We start from the raw sequence: 17,682 nt of genomic DNA, 5'->3' as shown, positions 1-17,682 counted from the left end.
TATTCATAAGAATCGGCTATTATTGTTTATCCTCAGATTTCATATTATCGCCATCTTTAAAATGAAGCCTTCTAAAAATTAATCCTGAAATGATAGTTAATACTCCAACTACTAAAAAAGTATATCTGAACGCATTATGAATCTGGTCATTTATTAGTGTTACATCGCCCTGAAAAATCTTCAGCACGATGAGTCCAAAGGCAATACCAAAACCAATGGCCAATTGCTGATTAACTGAAATCAACGAATTCCCGCTACTGGTATGATATTGACGCAAGTCGGCAATAGAAATGGTGTTCATTGCCGTGAACTGGATCGAGTTGAAGAACCCCAATATCGCAATAATAGGCATATACCAGTAGATCGACGCGTTTACCCCCGGTATAGCCATACAACAAATTAAAATGCCAATAATAAAAGTGTTAGTCATTAAGGTTAACCGATAACCAAACCTATTTAAAATTCCAATTACCGCAGATTTGCCGAACATGGCTGTGATAGCCATCGGTGCCACTATCCATCCAGAAGTTACCGCCGATCTTCCGTAAGCAATCTGAATCATCATAGGGAGTAAAAGTGGAATAGCACTAATTCCCAGGCGCGTAGCCAGATTACCTACAATACCAACTCTGAATGTTCTCACTTTAAACAGGTTCAAAGGAAAGATAGGATTGTTATCCGTTGAGGCATGGCGATAATAGAAATACAACATTAAAAATCCAGATAAGAAGACTAGTAACACCGGCGTAACATAGAGCGTATTACCAAATAACTCAAGGGCTACCGATAATAGCAAGGAAGCTGCAGCGAAAATGAGGAAACCTTTCAGATCAAAATCAATAATCGGAGATTTATAGTCAGGCATAAAACGAATGCTCAAAACAATTCCAATTAGGCCAATAGGTATATTAATTATGAAAATCCAGTGCCATGATAAGTAATCGACCATATAGCCACCCACCAATGGCCCTAGAACTGGACCGATTAACGCAGGAATAATAGCATAGTTCATTGCTTTTAATAATTCATTTTTTGGGAAAGTTTTGATTAGCGCCAGTTTTCCGACGGGAATCATTAAACTACCACCCACCCCCTGTATCATCCTTGCAATTACCAACTGTATCAGATTATGAGAAAGTGAACAAAACAGAGAGCCTGCACTAAATAAGACCAATGCAAAAATGAAGACCTTTTTGGTGCCGAATTTATCTGAAAGAAATCCGCTAACTGGCATAAAGACAGCTAGAGTCAGCACATAACTAATGATCGCATTCTGCATATTCAATGGCGACTCATTAAAATCTTTAGCTATGGCCGGTAATGATGTATTCAGGATCGTCGAATCGAGCATCTGCATGAAAATGGCGGTACCTAGAATAATAGGAAGTATTTTTTTTGTGGATTCCAGAGGTTGCGTCGATAGATTTGGACTCATAAGACTTATTTTGTTTTAAAATAACGATTAACCGATTCAAATGTTCTGCAGGTTTAATTATCAGGGCCGGCCTGCGCATCAGGATACTCCTTTTTGTTCAATCAACATCGCATAAGCAATTATTGTGCGTAAACAATTATATTATTAAATATTATTGACGTAATTAGAATTCACGGGATTGCAATCACCGTGATATCAATGAGCAAAATCATATAACGGATACCTTTAATTAATCAAGAATATGAAAAGTGGAAATAAGAAAGTTCTGGTGTCCGGAGCAAGTATTGCCGGCCCAACCCTGGCTTTCTGGTTAGCCAAATATGGCTTCGATGTAACTGTAATAGAACGTTCCAAATCATTAAGACTAGGTGGCCAGAATCTGGATATAAGAGGTGCTGGTCGTGCTATAACCAGACTGATGGGTTTAGAAGACGAAATCCTTGCAGCTAATACAGGCGAGATAGGCCTGCAGTTTGTAAACAAAAACAACCAGGTAGAAGCTGCATTCCCGATAGACGGCGCCAATGGGTTTACAAGTGAGGCAGAAATCTTAAGAGGTGACCTGGTAAATATATTATACAACGCAACAAAAAAGAAAGTGAAGTATGTCTTTGGGATACACATCACAGCCATTGACCAGGGTGATGACAGAGTCACCACAACTTTTAACGACGGAAGAATAGATATTTTTGATTTGCTGATAGCCGCAGAAGGCGTTCGTTCTACAACAAGATATCTCCTATTTGGAGATGAACCGGAAATTAAATTCGTCGGACTATATAATGCATGGTACACAATCCCTAAAAACGATACAGATACAAAGTGGGCCCGTTGGTATACAGCACCGGGGTCAAGGGTTATGGTAATCCGTCCCGATAACCATGGTACCGTGCGGGCATCATTTAGCTTTCTTTCTGATAATTTGAGTTATCAAAACCTATCGAACAGCGAACAGAAAAAGGTATTAAAAGAAAAACTTTCAGGCGCCGGCTGGGAAGAAAACCGACTGATGAAAGAAGTTGAAAAAAATGATGATGTATATTTTGATGGTGTCAGCCAGGTACATGCACCAAGATGGTTTAACGGTCGTGCAGGCATGATTGGTGATGCTGCATATTGCCCTACACCCCTTACAGGTATGGGTACTACGCTAGCAATTGTAGGTGCTTACTTATTGGCGGGAGAACTATCCCGGCATGAGAAGCATAAAGACGCTTTTGCGGCTTATGAAGAACGCATGCGTCCTTTCGTAAATAACGTTCAAAAGCTGCCGCCAGGAGTTCCATGGCTTGCCCATCCGAAATCTAAATTCGGCGTAAAGGTGGTTAATACAATGGCCGGAATTTTAGCAAGTCGCCCGGTAAGAAAAATCAGTAAGTTATTTGCCAGTAAGGACGAAGACCCTACAAAAGACAAAATAGACTTACCTGATTTTACGAGTCAATAGTTTCATTTAATCGCTGGATGATCATTGCTTATTCACTTCTGCATATTCTTCTCCCGTAACAGGAGTTTTCCAGGTTACACTGTTACCGTCAGCAATATTGGACACTGCGATGTGTACCATTTTATGTTCTGCAGATGCTCCGTGCCAATGCTCTACTTCCTTAGGGATAGCAACTACTGTCCCTTTTTGGAGCACCTGTGCTGGTTTACCACGTTCCTGATACCATCCTTTTCCTTCGATAACGAGCAAAACCTGACCAATTGGATGTGTGTGCCAGTATGTTCTCCCGCCAGCGCTGAATGTCACCTGCCCAACAGTGTATAAGCCCTCAATTTGTTCAGGACTTACTAAAGTCTGAACATGCACCTCACCACTGAACCAGTTCTCAGGTCCTCGGTTTCCAAGTGGAAAGATTGTTTCATTTTCACTATCTGTTATTTCCATGTTTTCTTCCTTATTTTAAGTATTATATAACATTTGTTTTATTTCCTGATGACATCACAAACCTCGGAAACATCAGACTATATATTGTTATATAAATAACGGCTAATCATACCATTTTTACTGATTAGCCGTATTTGCAAGAATTAGGAATAATGAAAACACCGATAAGAGGCTTAATAACCGACTTAAAGTGGAATAGAAAGCAGTGGAATTTCCAGACCAGAAGCTAGCATGCGCGTTTTACTTTTGTGTACGAGAGATGCCCAAAAACCGTATTTCTTAGGAACCATAATTAAAAGCTCTGCTTGGAAAGCTATAATTTCCTTACCAATTTCTTCTATGACGGCACTGGAACGAACGTTTTTGTGAGAATATGTAACACCCTCAAGACCATCGTTAATAATATCAATAGCCAGCGTTGCTGAATCACTGTTTCTTAACTCTTCTATTTTTTCATCAACGAAAAACACCTCGATCTGTGAATGCAAATCTGAGGATAGATTTCTGACCTGCTCCAGTACCTTAGCGGGTACCCCCTGCAGCACGTCACAGGCAAATAGTATCTTTTTCATTCCTGTAAATTTAGCACCTGATGGTATAGCCAAAACAGGGAATTTCATTTTCTTAATTACAGCAGTAGTCGTGTTGCCCATTAGATCCTGCTCCAAACTTTTTGTGGACATACCAAGTACCACCAGACTCGCCTCATATTTTAGTAAAAGATTTTTCAATTCATCTTCAACGAATGAATAACTAGCTTCATAAGCAACCTGAATACCATAATTTACACTAACTGTCTCCGCACATTTTTTCAATTTACCTTGATTTTTTTCAAGCATTTCCTGAAAACTTTCAGCAGTCAGCAATGTATTGGCGGCATGAACAGGAACAATAAATGCGTTATATATTATTAATTTTGCGTTAAACTGCCGACATAAAGCCGCAGCATATTCAACAGCATTATCAGCAATAGCTGAAAAATCTGTCGCAACGAGGATCTTGATCATAGAGGATTTATATTTTTATAAGTTCAATCAGAGAGTACTTATGTGATAACTCGCATAAGTACTGTAAATATCACCACTCAGACCTCTAGATAAAATAGTGAAAAGTCGTTAATATATGTCTAAAGCTCCTTTTTTATATTTTAGATCCAACACCACCTGGAAGTTACGCCCAGTCAATTTAGCGCGCTAAATCATTATTTTCTATTCCCCCTCTGATTTTACTGATGCGATCCTTTAGACCTCCGAAATTGTAATTTAGGCTGATGTTGAATGATCTGAAGTAATTACGTGTCTTATTTACCTGAGTAAACTGCGGACCAAAACTCGTATTTACACTATTCCTGTATTTAGTGAAAGGATTTTTAACTCCACCACCGATACTGAATTTGTCTTTAATGATATTCTTATTGAAATTAAATGCGCTGTAAAAAAAGCCATTCGTATACCCCTGTAAGCCCGTCGGATTACGGCTGTTTAAACCCAGGTCTGCATTTAAAGCCCAGCCATGGCTAAGACGTACAACGTTTGACAAGGTGACAGCATACATTAACAAATCATTGTTTACCGGCTGGCCGTTATCCTCTCCGCTAAGCCAAAGGTACGTCGCATTACCGTTAATGTTCAGGTTGTATATGCTGGTTACTGGGTAGCCTAAGTTAAAGTTACTTCCTATGCTACTAGATTTTCCAGTATTGGCGTAAGTTATCCGAGTAATCTGCGTCACTGGATTAAAGCTGAGCACCTGCAAATCCAAGTTGTTCATAAACGAATAATTGAGTCCAATATTCACCGCCAGTTTTTTGTTACTGCCATACCCGAACTGGATATCATTTAACAGAACCGGCTTTAGTTCAGGATTCCCCGTCACTTCGTAGTTTGGGTTTGAACGATCCACATATGGATTAAGCCTATTGATACCCGGCCTCCTGATCCTTTGCGAAAAGCCGAAGTTGATATTGCTGCCGTCCTTGAACCCCTTACCAACAGCTACAGAGGGAATGACGTTTAAATAATTTTGATCGGCAACTGAAGTTGTACTAGAGAAGTCGGCACGGATTATCGTTTCTTCAAGCCTTATACCTGCATTGATATTCCAAGTGCTTAAATTCAGCCGGTAAGAGTTATATGCACTGAACACGTTTTGGGTGTTGCTAAACGAATTGGAAATTGCCTGATCCTTTTGGTACCAACCCAATATCGGGTTTAACTGACTATAGTCAAAATCACTATCATTTTTCCGCAGTATTCCTTTTATCCCAGCCTCAATGCTCAGTTTTTTAACTGGTGTAACAAAATCAATCTGAAACGTGTGTTCTTTAAATCGCTGGCGATCTGTTTGCACAAAGTCTGGAGTCGTAAAATTCATACGGTCACCAAAAGCCACACTCCCCCTCCTGTCGTTCAGATTAGCACTAAACAGATACGAGAATGTAAGTAACCTGTTTTTTACCTATTTAAAACCCATTTCATAATTAAGGCCTGCATCTATACCATAACCAGTTGCCCTGTTATCGTTTTCAGCAATATATCGCTGTAAAGATCCCTCTGATTCTATCAGGTCCGATGCCTGTGCAGTATAACCGTTTACAAGGCTGCCATTGTAATTTACTTGTGCTGTCAATAAGTTCAAGGTATCAATCATATAACTCAGTTCTGTCCCAAAATATACAGTCTTGTTATTGGAGTGCTGATTGCCTCGCTGATCTAGTGTGGTACCAGTAGCATCAATCCTTTTATTGCGATTAAAGGTCTTTGGCGAATGGTCAATACCGCCGCCTCCAAAAGCAGACATCCCGAAACGACCACTCTTAGCCGTAAATGCTCCTCCAATACCAGGACCGCCAACCGGGAAGCTTTCATTAATATTTACCGAGCCGTTGAACCCGTCGTTTATTTTTTTAGCCGTAATAATATTAATGATGCCAGCCAACCCTTCCGCGTCGTACTTAGATGGCGGGGTCGTAATAACCTCTATTCGCTCTATCGTAGACGCAGGGATACTTTTCAATACCGCTTTAAGATTACCTTCCAGGCTACCGGATGGTTTTCCGTTAATGAGCACTTTAAAGCTTGAATTTCCTTTCATCAGCAAATTATCATCACCATCTACTGAGAGATATGGGATTTTACGCATCATCGTAAGCACATTATTATTTTTACTTTCAGGATCCGCTTTCAGATCATAAATTACCCTGTCGGCCTTTCGCAGGATGACTGGTCGGCCAGCAGTTATGGCCACTTCCTTTAAGCCAACTATACTGTCATTTTTCGTTAAAGAATCAGCTTTGACTGCGTTGCTACGGGAATTCACTACGGTCTGGCCAAAGGTCGCGATGGTTTGAGTTAGGAGTACAGTACTGATCATAGCCAACTGTATGATGGCATATTTAAGTTTCATAATAGAAAGTGTAAATTGGTGTAATATTGGACATAACGATCCCATCAGGCGTATTTATCCTTTAGTATTGGTTAGAAGAAGAATGGTATTCAGGTAGAAAACCTATAGCCTATCGCTATTCTTTTGGTTTTTTAAAAAGAGGTAGTAAAGCAGAAATCCCGCAGCAATAAAGATCATTTCTATACCATATGGCAGAGGTGAATCCTCCGCGCTAAAGGGTACAAACTCCAGAACGACAAACCCAATCCCTGCAAATAGCAAAAGTAAACCCCATTTTACGGCTTCATTTCCAGAGCCTGATAATTGAGCCAGAAACTTAAGACCTGTTTCATCTAATGGGCCTGCATCGATAATCCGTTTCTTCAACTTGTAGTTGTAAAGAGCAAGGATGAATATGGCGATAAGTATAAAAAATACAATGACAATTATAAATGGCATTAAATGTTTCATGACGTTATTGATTAGGTTATTTGCTACAGTAGTCAGCATACCCACTACCACGGTTGCAATTATTTTAATAAATATTTTATTTCTTGATTTTGCAACCACTAATGTACATATCTTGACTACTGTAATATGTTTGATGAGAATGCGATCGTAAACAGGGTATTAAACAAAGATCTACGTGCCTTTGAATTATTGGTAAAGCAATATGAGCAGCTCGTTTTCTTTGTCATCCACCGTTTGGTTCAAGACAAGCAGAACAAAGAGGATATCTGTCAGGAAGTTTTTATTAAAATACATCAAAGCCTTCCGTCATTCCGATTTCAGTCAAAACTATCCACATGGATCGCGAGGATAGCCTATTTAACTGCTGTAAACTATGTTAAGAGCACTAAAAACAGATTATCTCATGAGTACCCTGAAAATATCGACAATTATCATTTCACAGATGAAAATCCGGAAGGGGAGCTAATAAAAAAGAATACGTCGGCTTATGTTAACCACCTTATCTCACAAATGCCACATCACTATAAGACAGTTTTAACCTTATATCATCTGAACGAGTTTTCATTAGCTGAAATTAAGGACATAACAGGAATTCCAGAAGGCACAGCGAAGAGCTATCTCTTCAGGGCACGTAAATTATTGAAAGAGAAAATTGAAAAAGATCTTAAACGAGAAAACACATGAAAAAGTTAAATGATGATGCCCTGCAGGAGTTATTGAGTAACAACCCAAGCTCAAATGAGGATAACTTGAGTGTAAAAGACGCCGATAACCTTTTAGCCTATCAAAATTTATTTAAAATCCTGGAGACTGAGCCTGCACAAGGCCTATCTTTTAGTTTCGCGTCAAACGTAAGGAGAAAACTACAAGGACGCCTTAACCGTAAAAGTGATATGCGATTCAATATGATGGCGGCGAGCATTTTTATACTGTGCCTATTGCTGGGTTATGGATTATTACAATTAATCAGTCAAACTGCCGCTGATCTGGTCTGGAGTATGGTTGTAGAGTTTAAATGGTTGCTGTTATCACTAACCTGCTTGTTTTTTGGAATACTGCTAACAGACCAGCAGCTGACAGAAAGGGAATACTAAAGCAAGCGGTTAATCCACTTGCTTTAGAAAAGGTATGCGCACGTTAAAGCAAGCACCTGATTCTGTCATATTATGAACCTCCAGAGTGCCACCTAAACCGTGTATCAAATGCTTAACCAATGCGAGTCCGAACCCATAGCCTTTTTCTCCATATGTGCCGTCCGTACTTGAATTGCCACCATCTTTCAGGTGCCTGAGTGCCTCTTCACTAATCCCTGCACCATTATCTGAGATCACTAAACTGAGCATATACTCCTGCTTCTGTTCAATTAAACTCAAATCAACTTTAACCGTTCCACTTTCGGGTGTAAACTTAATCGCGTTGGATATCAGATTGCCTGTGATCTGCAGCAATTTATTTTTTGGGAAAGGAGATAAAGTATTGCCGTCGTTAGTTTGTATTTGCAGATTGATACCTTTGTTTTTAGCCTGGGCATTGTAGAGATCTTCCAATTTGGATTTAAACACACTAAGATTCATTTCATTTTCCGCAAGTTTCGCACATTTCTGATCTTCGGTAAGAATCTCATCGGCCAGCTCTAGCAGTGATTTACTACTTTTGTTTATCAGCTGGATAAATTCCAGTACTTCACCAAGAGTATTGCTGTTACCTTGCTGAACAATAATATTAGACAATCCAATAATCCCGGCCAGTGGTCCGCGAATGTCATGGGCCACTTTACTTTTTGTTTCATTAGCGCCTTTCACCTGACATTGCAGGTCTCTTATAACCCGGTAAGTATGTATACGGTTCATCACCTGATCAGCGATAATTTTCAGCATTTCAATTTTCTCAGGGCTCAGATGCTTAGGTTGCTTATCTACCACACATAAGGCGCCCAGCTGGTGCCCTTCAGTATCTGTAAGCGGTACACCAAAATAATACCGGAGTGCCAATGGCGCCTTTGTAAAATCCATATCTTTAAACCGCTTGTCTAACAACAGATCTGAAACTTCAAATTGTGGTTGTCCCATTATGGTATATTGACACAGAGAGTCCTCTCTGGGCACTTGTTCTATATCCAATCCCTGGCCGGAAATAGTCCAGGTGGTATAGGAATCAATTAGGTTAATCAGGGAAATGTCCGTTCCTGCTATTTTTGCAGCAAGCATAGCCAGATCTTTAAATTCATCAGAAAGTTCGGAATAATCCAGGTCATGCTCAGATAAGCTCAACAATCTTTGCATCTCGTCTTGTGGTACTGGGAAAGTTTCTTCTAACATCATTTAATACTTCGTACAATATTATTACACTTAACGATACTAAGCAAGTTTTAGGTGTATAATCTCCAAGTATTTATTCATTATGCAATGTTTAAGTTTGATTATTTAGATTTTGACGCTCGTCTTTGCGATCTATCGATTAATGTGCGTTAGCGTACAATCGTTGTTCAGTATTGGACATATAAGCTGGATACTTTATGTATTTTGCTTATTTTTAGCGTCCTACAAACCTACAATTGTATTGGCATACTAATCGCTTAAGCCAGCAAAATAATAAAATATGCTCGCACTTGACTTCAAAATAGCGGTAAGAAACATTCGTAAGAATCCGGGGTTCACCATTATCAATATAGGTGGACTAGCAATTGGACTTGCTTCCTGTCTGATACTGCTGCTTTACGTTAATTACGAGTGGAGTTACGATAAACAATTTAAAGATATTGACCGCATATATTTTGCGAAGCTCAACTTAAAGCTGGGCAGTAACACTATTACTTTAGAGGCTACACCAAACCAACTTGCCCATACTGCTGCTCAGGAGATCCCTGGTATTGAGCTTGCGACCAGAATGAGTGATGAAGAAAATAAGCTCTTTACTTACCAGCAAAATAAAATCAAGTTAACTTATAGCTATGTAGACCCGGAGTTTCTGCAGGTCTTTGATTATTCTTTCCTTAAGGGAGATCCTGCAACAGCATTAAAACAACCCAATTCTGTTATACTTACCGCAAGTTCTGCCAGAAAGTTATTTGGCAGTGAAGAACCTTTAGGAAAGAGTTTGATGTGGGACAACCGCAAACCTCTGACTGTAACCGCTGTAATTGCAGACCCGCCTAAAAACCAGAGTATGCAGTTCGAGGCGTTGCAAACCTGGGCCTTTCATGACCAGGAATATCCTAATGAAATAAATGGCGGCTGGGGAAGTATTAACTGTTCAACTATTTTCAAACTCAAGGAGAATGCAGACTTCGGTGCAGCCGACGCATCGCTGAGGAAGCTGATTAAAGCACATCAGCAAGACACACAGATGGAAGTCTTTCTTTTCCCTTTCAGCAAGTATCAGCTATATGACGAGTTTAAAAACGGCAAACTGATAGGTGGTAGAATAGATCAGGTACGACTTTTCTTTTTTCTTGCCTTTTGCGTATTACTAATTGCCAGTATCAATTATATGAACCTCTCTACTGCACGATCAGAAAAGCGGGCAAGGGAAGTAGGTGTAAGGAAAGTTTTGGGTTCAAGTAGAAAGGCTTTGATTAGCCAGTTCCTGATGGAATCCATGTTATTGTCTTTTTTGGCTATGGTTATTGCTTTTGTACTTATCGAACTCACACTTCCATATTTTAATCACTTGTTGGAAATAGTTCTCACCATTAATTATCAATCTCCACTATTCTGGTGCTCCATTATTGTTCTCATATTAACTACCGGTTTCCTTGCCGGCTGCTACCCTGCATTTTACCTTTCATCTTTTACGCCAATAAGGGTTTTAAAAGGGTTTACAATAGCTGGTAAAGGTTCGTTATCAATCAGGAGGCTTTTAGTTGTTTTTCAATTTAGCTTATCCATAGTTATGATTGTTGGTGCTACGATCGTTTATTCTCAAATTCAGTATATGAAAAATAAACCGCTGGGCTTTGATAAAAATAACCTTGTGCAGCTAAACCTAGAGGGAGAATTTGCCAATCCCAGCAAAGTAGAGGTCTTGAAGACGGCGCTAAAAAAAGAGAATGCAATTGTATCGGCTTCAGAATATGCGGCAGATTTCACCGCTAATGGTGGCTCAATTACAGGTAACTTCAGTTGGCCGGGAAAAAATAAAAAAGACGATTATGTTATTAATTACCGCACTGTAGGATACGATTTTGTTAGTACGATTGGAGCTAAACTGATAGAGGGAGCCGACTTTTCAAGACTGTTAGCCTCAGATACTGCCAGTGGGATTCTTGTCAATCAGGCAGCAGTAAAAATGATGGCACTTCAGCATCCCGTGGGCACACCCATTAGCTGGGGCGATAAAAAACTGCATATTATTGGTGTGGTCAATGATTACAATAATGCAACAGTGAGAAATCAGGCGGAGCCTACCGCATTTTATTATAGCCCTAAAAAGAGCGGCGCTTTATTGCTGAGGCTCAATCCCAGTCAGCCGCTGAACGTTGCTATCCAGACAATAAACAGAATTAGCCAGCAGCTGAATCCGGCATACCCATCTGCTTTAAAATATATTGATGAAGGCATGGAACAAAAAATAAAGTCCGAGAAACTACTTGGCGTGCTTTCCAATATTTTCGGAAGCTTCGCTATTGTTATTTCCTGCCTTGGACTACTCGGATTAGCCTTATATATGGCAGAACAGCGGAAACGGGAAATTAGCATCAGAAAAGTCCTGGGTGCAGATTTAAAAAGTATTCTTGTTTTATTGAATAAAGATTTTATCAAACTGGTACTGATATCTAATCTTATAGCAATCCCTATCGCCTATGTTCTTTTAACCAAATGGCTTCAAACGTATGATTATAAAGTGAGCACCGGCTTATGGCCATATATGCTGGCAGCAGGAATTTCTTTGACTATTGCGATTCTAACTATTAGTATGCAAAGTTTCAAAGTAGCGAAAGCAAACCCTGTAGATGCATTAAAATATGAATAGCCTTCAACCCCACTGGCCTAACCAATTTAATCCCTAAAGACTAAACGGATATACCTGCATATTATTGATCACGTAAAATCGATATGCTTCCTTTCCCAGCCTTGAACCAATAAATAAGTTGTTTTGCTTTAGTCCTGCTGACTACCGCCGGATTATCGCTTGGAGGAATTAAATTGACGCTCAACTTTCTATCACTTTGTCTTGAATAACCTTCTATAGCCTCCTTAGCTATAATGTAGCTTCGGTTGGCCCTGAAAAACGAATCAGGATCTAATCGGGAAATCAGAAAGTCAAGCGACAAATAACAAATATCAATCGCTCCCCCATGGGAATAAATAAGCGTGTTATTCTCAGCTCTGGATATATATGCAATATCAATAACCAGAACTTTCTTTTCCCCTTTCCCATCGGGGATCAGAAAAAACACAGAATATCCTTCCGGCTCCCTTTCTGTTTCCATTGCCGGCTCTGGTAACGGTTCCGGCACAGGTTCCAGCTCACGAAATTTCGGCTCTACGACTCTAAGAATGAAATATCGAACTATATACAATGAGTTCAGTAACAGAGAGATCAGTAAAATAAGGCTTCTGGACCGTACCACCCGGTTATCAATATGGAGCTGAGCCGAAAAAAACCAGGTAACCAGGTAGCCGGCTCCGGCAGATAGTGCCCAGCCGAAAATCAGCTGCATCAATAACCTTTCCCAGGGGTTTTCCTCCCAGGGATTTTTCATATCGAGATACCTGCCGGAATAGCCGACTATTTTCATCATCAGTATGACGACAACCAGCGTATTCACAAATGCACGCTGAAACCATTCTTCGGTCAAAATATTCCAGATATGAATATCGGCGGCTGGCCAAATTAAACATAGCGTAATAAAGCATGCAATCAGCAAAAACCACCCTAAACCGAGATTAGGCAATGTTTTATCGTCTATGTTTTTATATTTCTGCATTCTTGAAATTAAATAGTTTTCTAAAAATACAAATATTTCCACATAATAAATTAACTATAAAGACATTTCACGTTTGCAGATGGGCATTTCAGCAGGTGAATATGTACAATTCAGCAAAAAGGATCGCATTGTGTATTGTTTTTTATCAGAGAACTTATGGAATCTTTACATCTCTACACAATAGTATTCAAATACTAAAAGCCCTCAATGTTTCTTCGGCGAATAGCCTCCTCAGTTCTGGGGATAAAATTATTCCGCAAATTCTTTACGGCTTCAGCTTGAACCTCCTCTATTAATGGCCTCAGGTTTTTATTATAATCCTGAAATGCCAATTCAAAATGTCCGTTATATTTTTGTAAAGCATCTGCTAGTGCCCCGGCACCGCTTACGGCTAACGAGGCACCCATTCCTGCAGCGGGAGAAGCACAATAGCCCGCATCGCCCACCAGAGCTACACGGCCCTTTGTCCATGAGGGCATTTTTATCTGACAGAATTTATCGAAGTAAAAATTTTCCGACTGTTTCATTTCCTCTAATAGTTCCGGAGTTCTCCAATTTACGTCTGAAAACTGTTCCAGGATTATTTTTCTTTGCTCTTCCAAATCGCGGTAATTGTAAGAAATCTCTTTTTCTGAATTGAAGCAAAAGATTATATCAGTCTTATTTTTATAAGCGTTGAGCATAACGGCCTTATCTGGCTCATTATATATTTGCAGGCAATTTTTCTTTATCAGCAATTTATTCAGAATAATAATAGAAGAATAAGCACCTAGAAAATGGGAATATTCAGTTTCATGACCAAACCAGATTTTTCTTACACCTGAATGTATACCATCACAGCCAACGACTAAGTCAAAAGATTGATCTAAGCCACTTTTGAAAATAACACGTATCTCGTCATCTGTTTCATTTAACGCAGTGATACTATCGTTGAAAATAAACTCAACATCATCTTTTAGCCGGTCCATGATAACATTGACAAATTTATCCCGTTCGATTTCTATTTGCTCATCAGGGTTTCCTTCTTCGCCAGCTACAGAAAAGCTATTTTCAGTTATATCATCTGCATTTTTAAATTCTATCATTTCCACTCCTAAAGCGTTTGCCTTTAGATTTTCATAAATCCCCATACGCTTAACGACCTCAACAGTAGCCCCCTTTATATCGATAGCCCCTCCAGCAGTCCGTGGTTCATTTGCCAGTTCAACTACCGTTACTTTGTAACCTAATTTAGTCATGCAATGTGCGGTTGAAAGACCTGCCATACTTGCACCAGAAACCAGTACTTTTTTATTTTTTATCGAATCCATATTTAACCATTTTCTTAACGCAAAGAAAGATGCTATAGGTGTAATAATTAATCTCGATCCGAAGTAGCTATTGGACTATTCGAGGTTTTTCTTTCTAAAGGTTGAAGCGGTCATTCCGGTTACTTTTGTAAACAGACGTGAAAAATAAGGATAGTCATCATAACCCAACTCTGCTGCAATTTCTTTGACCGATTTATTGGAGTGGTAAAGCAAACGTTTAGCTTCTAAAATAACACGTTGATGTATATGATATGAAACAGGGTGTCCAGTCGAATTTCTGACACACTCATTGAGGTAAGGAGTGGTTATATTTAATTTCTGAGCAAAGCCAGAGGGACTCTTAATGCTTAGGAAATTACTTTCCAATAAGGATTTAAATGCATCTGATATTACCTTAAACCTGGAATGTACTTCTGTTGATTTGACAGCTGCTAAGTATTCCGACACGATCAGCGCGACCAAGGTGTTACAACAGTCTTTAAGTAAAGATTGGTAGAGCTTATCGTTTTTACGCTCGAAAAACTTGATGCAGAGTGTTGAAGTTTCAGCAATTAAATTAAAGGCTTCCTGGTTTAACACTAAAGGTCTTGCGGGAATTAGTTTTTCCAACAGTTTTATATATTCTGGATTCAGATTTTCATTATTTATTCCTAAACTGGTGACTGTCATTTCCTTGAATTCAAGAACACGGTGTATCTGATCCGGATGCATATAAATAACCGATGAGGATTCAATTTTATACTCCTGAAAATCAACTTCCAGGGCGATGGTACCACTTTCAAGAATAAAAAATGAATGGCGGTCTTCCCTATGTGACTGTTTGGTTTCCTTCGGAGAATCTGAACTTATAGCTTCCGAATTACCGAAATAAGTTCTTTCAATAGCAATTCCTATATCGAAACTTGCAGCAATTGTGTTTACGGGAATAAATTTCGTTTTCTTAGACACAGTTCTATCGGCGCTTAATGTAAAGATAGCATATGGTAATTGATTAACATATGCGAATATAAGAAGCAAATATCGCCGGCTATCTAATCCAATTTGGACCCTCTACTGATCAACTCACATTCTAAATTACATATAAAGACATTTCGCATTTAAAACGAACAGTTCAATAGGTAAAAACGTACAACTCAGCAAAAAGTGTCGCAAAGCGTGTTGTTTTTATGAAGGATCTAGCGCTAGCTTTAGTTAAGCATTTTTTTGTGAGACATTAAAATAAACTCCTGCGAGAGCAGAAATATTTGTTTGGGAGACCTAAAACAGATACTATTTAGATCAATAAAACAAACAACTATTAATTAAGATAAGGCTATGAAAATCTTAAACACAGCAATACAGCATGAACCGATTGTGGGTATAACTATCCGAATTAGCCCTGCTTTCGCTCTCCTTCTCGATAATATCAGCCGCGCTCCTCATCGTTGCAAGTTCGCAGTGTTCAGAAGAAAGCCGCGAGGCCAAAATGAAAAAGGCTGTCGATAGCGGACAACCTTTTTCGGAAATGTCCACCTGAAGGACGAACATTATTAGCATTATTAATTTAAAAATCACCATTATGAATACTAAATCATTTAATAGAAAAACATGGCTTGGAGCTATGTTCACATTTGCTCTTGTAGCAGTTTTAGGTTTAACTTTTGCATTCGTTCCAGCAAAATCTGTGGTTGAGAAAAAGGTACAACCAAGTCTATACTGGTACTCGATTAGCTCAAGTAGTACTTTGCAAGCTCAACTGAACACTAGCCCACAAACTAAAGACGATTCAATGCAGGGTGGTGCGAACCCAATTACAGATTGTGCGGACGAAACTGAGACGAATTGCATTGTGGGTTATCCAAACCCACAGACAATCAATAGTCTAGCGCCTGCACCCGCAAGCGACGACCACAGAATAGCATTCAGCAAACAAACAAGGTAACAATAGGCGGGCTTAAATGCCCGCCTATATTTCATCTCTCAGTACTAAAACATCAATGAAGCATTCTTTCTCTACAAGATCAAGATCGTATACCTGTAGTGCTTTTCTGATTTCGTTTAATTCAAAACGATCGAGAATCTCACCATTTAAAGAGATATCAATATTTCCTTCATATCCTGTTGCGTCAATAAACGGTTTATGTAACCTTAACTCAACCCAAGCCCCGAAAAGACCTGAAAACAATTGGTATGGCTGGTTTGAAAGTTCTCGTTTTCGCTCAATTTTAACAGTATTCGTACCAGACATTGTAAATTTCAATGGGCCGGTTTCTTCGGCTTTCAAATTCTTATTCGACTTCAATTTGTTTTTTAAACTCGTACGAACTAGTACCATACATTTGGCCATTTGTTTTTCCACTTTTGAATCCACTCCAAAATAACGGTCTAAGTCTTTCTGCATAGTCACGAAACGATCTTTGGCTTTTTCTTTAGGAAGCAAAAGCGAATAGGTATATAGGTTTTCCTTTCTCCAGCGATATGCCAGATCGGAATTATTTGGAATTAAATATCTACTACTATCTTGCACTATCAATTTTATTTTCCAGGATTTATCGAAATTAAATCTCCCCTGTTCGTTATATGCTTTCCGATACAAATCAAGTATAGTACTATTGGAACTAGATATACCTCTTTCTCCAACTGCGCCTGACAACCTAACGCTTGGTATTGCTTTTACCAGATAGGAATAGCTCAAGAGGTTATTACCAAATGCAGAATCGAATAGAGATGAAAGATTTCTACGTTTTTGCCGATAGTTCTCCATTCCAGTTTTACGTTGGGACAGAAAGTTGCGAATAGCGTCACCAGTTAACTCTTCGCTAGTTTCATAAAATATACCATCCCCATCCAGCCATGCAAAAGCTGGATTGCCGAGATTTGGAAAAAGTCGGTTGAGAGACGTGTCATTAGTGGCAAAAGGGAGATTGGGTTTATATAGGAACTTCCGCGCCTCAAAAAACCTTTTTGTAGAGTCAAGACTTTGTTTGTTTACCAAGATGATACGAATCTCGTCTCCGAATAATCTTTGCAATGAATCCAACTTTGGGAAAGAGACGAGACATGCTCCGCAACTTGGACTCCAGAAATCAAACAGAATTAGTTTAGAGTTAAGATCTGATAGGTTAATTTCTTTTTTTGTATCATTATATAAATTCTTAATTGTCATGTTAGGGAGCCGCTCTCCCTTTTTCAGTGCAGCCTGCCCATAAGCGAAGGGCGCTACGTTTAACAGTATAGCCGTCCAGATGCTAAATTGTAACAAACTAAATCTCATATTTTGTGA

15 protein-coding genes and 1 pseudogene are annotated in these 17,682 nt (G+C 39.2%); 5 read left to right on the top strand and 11 right to left on the bottom strand.

Annotation, left to right across the window (positions count from 1 at the left end; genetic code table 11):
- Positions 1-19: 19 nt before the first annotated feature.
- The gene (locus tag BLR53_RS00655; protein ID WP_074586209.1) at positions 20-1,435 is read right to left on the bottom strand and encodes an MFS transporter; all 1,416 of its coding nucleotides are present in this window, start codon (positions 1,433-1,435) and stop codon (positions 20-22) included.
- A 241-nt stretch (positions 1,436-1,676) separates the two neighbouring features.
- On the opposite strand from BLR53_RS00655, the gene BLR53_RS00650 reads away from it, so the two are divergent.
- Positions 1,677-2,882, top strand: a complete 1,206-nt coding sequence (locus BLR53_RS00650; RefSeq protein ID WP_074586206.1) for an FAD-dependent monooxygenase — start codon at positions 1,677-1,679, stop codon at positions 2,880-2,882.
- A gap of 21 nt (positions 2,883-2,903) precedes the next feature.
- Here the strand turns inward: BLR53_RS00650 and BLR53_RS00645 are convergent, their stop codons facing one another.
- The 5 genes and pseudogenes from BLR53_RS00645 to BLR53_RS00625 form a co-directional block, all read right to left on the bottom strand.
- On the bottom strand, positions 2,904-3,326 hold the full coding sequence (locus tag BLR53_RS00645; RefSeq protein ID WP_074586202.1) for a cupin domain-containing protein: 423 nt from the start codon (positions 3,324-3,326) through the stop codon (positions 2,904-2,906).
- 185 nt (positions 3,327-3,511) lie between these two features.
- Positions 3,512-4,333: a universal stress protein gene (locus tag BLR53_RS00640; RefSeq protein ID WP_037444844.1), complete on the bottom strand. Its 822-nt coding sequence runs from the start codon at positions 4,331-4,333 to the stop codon at positions 3,512-3,514.
- 178 nt (positions 4,334-4,511) lie between these two features.
- Positions 4,512-5,765: pseudogene (locus tag BLR53_RS00635) on the bottom strand (outer membrane beta-barrel family protein); the annotation flags it as partial.
- 18 nt (positions 5,766-5,783) lie between these two features.
- A complete protein-coding gene (locus BLR53_RS00630) occupies positions 5,784-6,731 on the bottom strand; it encodes a TonB-dependent receptor plug domain-containing protein (protein ID WP_074586199.1) in 948 nt (315 codons plus the stop codon).
- Positions 6,732-6,833: 102 nt separating this feature from the next.
- On the bottom strand, positions 6,834-7,181 hold the full coding sequence (locus BLR53_RS00625; RefSeq protein ID WP_139218390.1) for a hypothetical protein: 348 nt from the start codon (positions 7,179-7,181) through the stop codon (positions 6,834-6,836).
- A 126-nt stretch (positions 7,182-7,307) separates the two neighbouring features.
- Between BLR53_RS00625 and BLR53_RS00620 the strand changes: the two genes are divergently transcribed.
- A complete protein-coding gene (locus BLR53_RS00620; RefSeq protein ID WP_074586196.1) occupies positions 7,308-7,865 on the top strand; it encodes an RNA polymerase sigma factor in 558 nt (185 codons plus the stop codon).
- Positions 7,862-8,275 carry a hypothetical protein gene (locus BLR53_RS00615; protein WP_074586194.1) on the top strand — a complete coding sequence of 138 codons (414 nt, stop codon included), beginning with the start codon at positions 7,862-7,864 and terminating at the stop codon, positions 8,273-8,275. Before BLR53_RS00620 ends, BLR53_RS00615 begins: the two co-directional genes overlap by 4 nt.
- Positions 8,276-8,284: 9 nt before the next feature.
- Here the strand turns inward: BLR53_RS00615 and BLR53_RS00610 are convergent, their stop codons facing one another.
- Positions 8,285-9,502, bottom strand: a complete 1,218-nt coding sequence (locus BLR53_RS00610; protein WP_218122954.1) for a GAF domain-containing sensor histidine kinase — start codon at positions 9,500-9,502, stop codon at positions 8,285-8,287.
- A gap of 277 nt (positions 9,503-9,779) precedes the next feature.
- On the opposite strand from BLR53_RS00610, the gene BLR53_RS00605 reads away from it, so the two are divergent.
- Complete coding sequence (locus tag BLR53_RS00605; RefSeq protein ID WP_074586190.1) at positions 9,780-12,152, top strand: ABC transporter permease; 2,373 nt, start codon at positions 9,780-9,782, stop codon at positions 12,150-12,152.
- A 61-nt stretch (positions 12,153-12,213) separates the two neighbouring features.
- Here BLR53_RS00605 and BLR53_RS00600 read toward each other — a convergent pair whose 3' ends face one another.
- The 3 genes from BLR53_RS00600 to BLR53_RS00590 form a co-directional block, all read right to left on the bottom strand.
- A complete protein-coding gene (locus BLR53_RS00600; protein ID WP_074586188.1) occupies positions 12,214-13,110 on the bottom strand; it encodes a LytR/AlgR family response regulator transcription factor in 897 nt (298 codons plus the stop codon).
- Between the two features lie 194 nt (positions 13,111-13,304).
- On the bottom strand, positions 13,305-14,420 hold the full coding sequence (locus BLR53_RS00595) for an FAD-dependent monooxygenase (RefSeq protein ID WP_074586185.1): 1,116 nt from the start codon (positions 14,418-14,420) through the stop codon (positions 13,305-13,307).
- Positions 14,421-14,495: 75 nt separating this feature from the next.
- Positions 14,496-15,368, bottom strand: a complete 873-nt coding sequence (locus BLR53_RS00590) for a helix-turn-helix transcriptional regulator (RefSeq protein ID WP_074586183.1) — start codon at positions 15,366-15,368, stop codon at positions 14,496-14,498.
- Positions 15,369-15,978: 610 nt separating this feature from the next.
- On the opposite strand from BLR53_RS00590, the gene BLR53_RS00580 reads away from it, so the two are divergent.
- Positions 15,979-16,341 (top strand): hypothetical protein, encoded by a 363-nt coding sequence (locus tag BLR53_RS00580; protein ID WP_074586178.1) that lies wholly within the window; start codon positions 15,979-15,981, stop codon positions 16,339-16,341.
- Between the two features lie 24 nt (positions 16,342-16,365).
- Here BLR53_RS00580 and BLR53_RS00575 read toward each other — a convergent pair whose 3' ends face one another.
- On the bottom strand, positions 16,366-17,673 hold the full coding sequence (locus tag BLR53_RS00575; RefSeq protein ID WP_176763496.1) for a TlpA family protein disulfide reductase: 1,308 nt from the start codon (positions 17,671-17,673) through the stop codon (positions 16,366-16,368).
- Between the last annotated feature and the right edge of the window lie 9 nt (positions 17,674-17,682).

The sequence above is a fragment of the Pedobacter antarcticus genome, assembly GCF_900103515.1.
Lineage (GTDB): Bacteria > Bacteroidota > Bacteroidia > Sphingobacteriales > Sphingobacteriaceae > Pedobacter > Pedobacter antarcticus.
The sequence above is the reverse complement of the archived record's forward strand: the minus strand, read 5'-3'. Positions and strand labels throughout refer to the sequence as shown.

What these genes read in the sequence shown, in the direction of transcription:
- BLR53_RS00655 (WP_074586209.1), bottom strand. Translation starts at nt 1,435, where the DNA reads ATGAGTCCAAATCTATCGACGCAACCTCTGGAATCCACAAAAAAAATA.
- BLR53_RS00620 (WP_074586196.1), top strand. Translation starts at nt 7,308, where the DNA reads ATGTTTGATGAGAATGCGATCGTAAACAGGGTATTAAACAAAGATCTA.
- BLR53_RS00595 (WP_074586185.1), bottom strand. Translation starts at nt 14,420, where the DNA reads ATGGATTCGATAAAAAATAAAAAAGTACTGGTTTCTGGTGCAAGTATG.
- BLR53_RS00575 (WP_176763496.1), bottom strand. Translation starts at nt 17,673, where the DNA reads ATGAGATTTAGTTTGTTACAATTTAGCATCTGGACGGCTATACTGTTA.
- BLR53_RS00615 (WP_074586194.1), top strand. Translation starts at nt 7,862, where the DNA reads ATGAAAAAGTTAAATGATGATGCCCTGCAGGAGTTATTGAGTAACAAC.
- BLR53_RS00650 (WP_074586206.1), top strand. Translation starts at nt 1,677, where the DNA reads ATGAAAAGTGGAAATAAGAAAGTTCTGGTGTCCGGAGCAAGTATTGCC.
- BLR53_RS00600 (WP_074586188.1), bottom strand. Translation starts at nt 13,110, where the DNA reads ATGCAGAAATATAAAAACATAGACGATAAAACATTGCCTAATCTCGGT.
- BLR53_RS00580 (WP_074586178.1), top strand. Translation starts at nt 15,979, where the DNA reads ATGAATACTAAATCATTTAATAGAAAAACATGGCTTGGAGCTATGTTC.
- BLR53_RS00630 (WP_074586199.1), bottom strand. Translation starts at nt 6,731, where the DNA reads ATGAAACTTAAATATGCCATCATACAGTTGGCTATGATCAGTACTGTA.
- BLR53_RS00625 (WP_139218390.1), bottom strand. Translation starts at nt 7,181, where the DNA reads ATGAAACATTTAATGCCATTTATAATTGTCATTGTATTTTTTATACTT.
- BLR53_RS00640 (WP_037444844.1), bottom strand. Translation starts at nt 4,333, where the DNA reads ATGATCAAGATCCTCGTTGCGACAGATTTTTCAGCTATTGCTGATAAT.
- BLR53_RS00610 (WP_218122954.1), bottom strand. Translation starts at nt 9,502, where the DNA reads ATGATGTTAGAAGAAACTTTCCCAGTACCACAAGACGAGATGCAAAGA.
- BLR53_RS00645 (WP_074586202.1), bottom strand. Translation starts at nt 3,326, where the DNA reads ATGGAAATAACAGATAGTGAAAATGAAACAATCTTTCCACTTGGAAAC.
- BLR53_RS00605 (WP_074586190.1), top strand. Translation starts at nt 9,780, where the DNA reads ATGCTCGCACTTGACTTCAAAATAGCGGTAAGAAACATTCGTAAGAAT.